Raw genomic sequence first — 1,945 nt, 5'->3', positions numbered from 1 at the left:
TAATCGAGGCTCATAAAGGATGCCGGATGGATCCCGAGCCAGAGGAGCGGCCATGGGCCCGAGACGGCGTTTGTGACGTAGCCAGCGATGATGCAGGCGGTGCCCAGGATGAGGTTTGTCGTGCCGAACCGCACAAAGAGCGGCGCCAGCAGGATTGCGATGCCGATGAAGTGCAGGATGCCGAAGACGATGTAGACCGAAGGGAGGAAGAGCCAGGTGACGGCAGTGATGACGAGACCCAGGGAGAATATCCCAAGACCACGCCTGATGTACTTGAGCGCAAGATCGCGTCTCGCCAACCGCCGCTCAGCCCTGGCGTAGCTGATGGTGAAGGAGACCCTGACGATGAAGATGAACGCCGATGCGGTCAGGTAGGCAAGCATCCGGAGGAACCCGCCGGAGACGTTCAGCGGCAGAACTCCGAAGAAGTTGAGGTCGAAGGCGGAGTGAAAGACGATCATCGTCACGACGGCGATACCCCGGGCGAGATCGATCTCCCAGTAGCGTTCCGCGGGCAATCGCTCCCCCGCCGTCAGAAGAATCTTCGCCGGACCGGGGCGCCGCAGGCAGGACAGACTTTCATCCCGGCGATCTCCCTGCTCTGCTCCTCGGTTGGTTCGTTGTAGATCCGGGAGAAACCGCACTCCCGGCTGCACTCAAGAACAATGAACGGGCTACAGATCCGACCCAGGTCTCTCACCTCCATCTCTCTGCTGCACACACATTATGGTTGCCTTAACTTCCATGGAGGCGCTGGTCTGATAAGTGTTTACCCGGGAGCCCGGAGAGGCAGCTTTATGCCCCGCCCCTGCCTACCGTAATACGGTTTTACCATGAGCGACCGGGACGAACACATCATAGAAGCCGCCGGCAAATGCCGGGTCGTGGTCAGGGACGGCCGGGTGGTCGAAGTCGGGACGCCACAGATAGATGACTGCCCCCTGGCACGGCGTTTTGCCTGTCCGGTCAGGGAGATGACGCCCGATGCGATACGCGAAAACATTGAGGCACGGATACGGTCATTCGGGATGTGCACGCCGGAGCGGGAGGTCCTTGCCGGACCTGACTTTGTCCTCTTCGGGGCGTCCGAACTCCTGAGCGGTGCCATCAGGCAGGGGCTGCTCGACGCAGTTGTGATCGTCTCCGACGGGGCCGGGACGCTGGTTGCAAAGGATCCTGCCCTCATCCAGGGGATCGGCGGCCGGATGTCGGGGCTCGTCTTCACGAGCCCCATCCCTGAGGTGATCGCGCGTATTCGGGAGAACGGGGGCGTTGTCCTCGATCCCAAGACCGCAGCCATCGACCAGGTCGCCGGTGTCGCCCTGGCAGCAACGCTCGGGCACCGGCGGGTCGCCGTGACCACCGCCGATGCCACCGAGGCGGCGGCTATCAGGGACCGGTTCCCGGAGGCCGTGATCGTCGGCGTCCACCTGACGGGGATATCGCAGGAGGACGCGGCCCTGATGGCCGGCACGGCTGACCTGGTCACCGCCTGCGCATCGCGCCACATCCGTGATGAGGCGGCGAAGACCGCGCTCCTGCAGGCAGGAACATCAATCCCGGTCTTTGCGATGACGCGGGCCGGAAAAGCGATCATCCTTGCAAAGGCAGAGGAGACCGACCGCCCTCTCATCATCCACGGCGCACGCCTCCCGGTAGAAGGGTCGCAGTCTCCGGCGCCGCTCTGCTGACACCAGCGGCACTACTGCAACGATTCCCAATTACCGGCACGCTCAGCGGAGGAGAGTATCGATCTTTTTTCACACTACCCGGGGGTTTGCATCCCGGGAGACGGCTTTTCTCGGGTATCCCCACGGTCCTCTCCAAGGGGAGAACCCAGAGGAGAACCCGCTCCGGGGCGGTTCTCCCCTGCCTATCCTTCCGGGAAATCGTCGCCAGCACTATTCCTGGCGCGGCTTCCCACTGGATATCGCCATGACTGCCC

General features: G+C 62.9%; 3 protein-coding genes. 1 reads left to right on the top strand and 2 read right to left on the bottom strand.

Annotation, left to right across the window (positions count from 1 at the left end):
- Both BP858_RS07180 and BP858_RS07175 read right to left on the bottom strand, forming a co-directional pair.
- A partial coding sequence (locus BP858_RS07180; protein WP_286879189.1) for a heparan-alpha-glucosaminide N-acetyltransferase occupies positions 1-518 on the bottom strand: 518 nt, incomplete at its 3' end.
- Between the two features lie 14 nt (positions 519-532).
- A complete protein-coding gene (locus BP858_RS07175; protein ID WP_250317264.1) occupies positions 533-706 on the bottom strand; it encodes a hypothetical protein in 174 nt (57 codons plus the stop codon).
- A 127-nt stretch (positions 707-833) separates the two neighbouring features.
- On the opposite strand from BP858_RS07175, the gene BP858_RS07170 reads away from it, so the two are divergent.
- Complete coding sequence (locus BP858_RS07170) at positions 834-1,691, top strand: methanogenesis marker 8 protein (RefSeq protein ID WP_074175511.1); 858 nt, start codon at positions 834-836, stop codon at positions 1,689-1,691.
- Positions 1,692-1,945 lie beyond the last annotated feature (254 nt).

Origin of the sequence: Methanoculleus sp. UBA413 (genome assembly GCF_002502935.1) — an archaeon.
Classification (GTDB): domain Archaea; phylum Halobacteriota; class Methanomicrobia; order Methanomicrobiales; family Methanoculleaceae; genus Methanoculleus; species Methanoculleus bourgensis.
The sequence above is the reverse complement of the archived record's forward strand: the minus strand, read 5'-3'. Positions and strand labels throughout refer to the sequence as shown.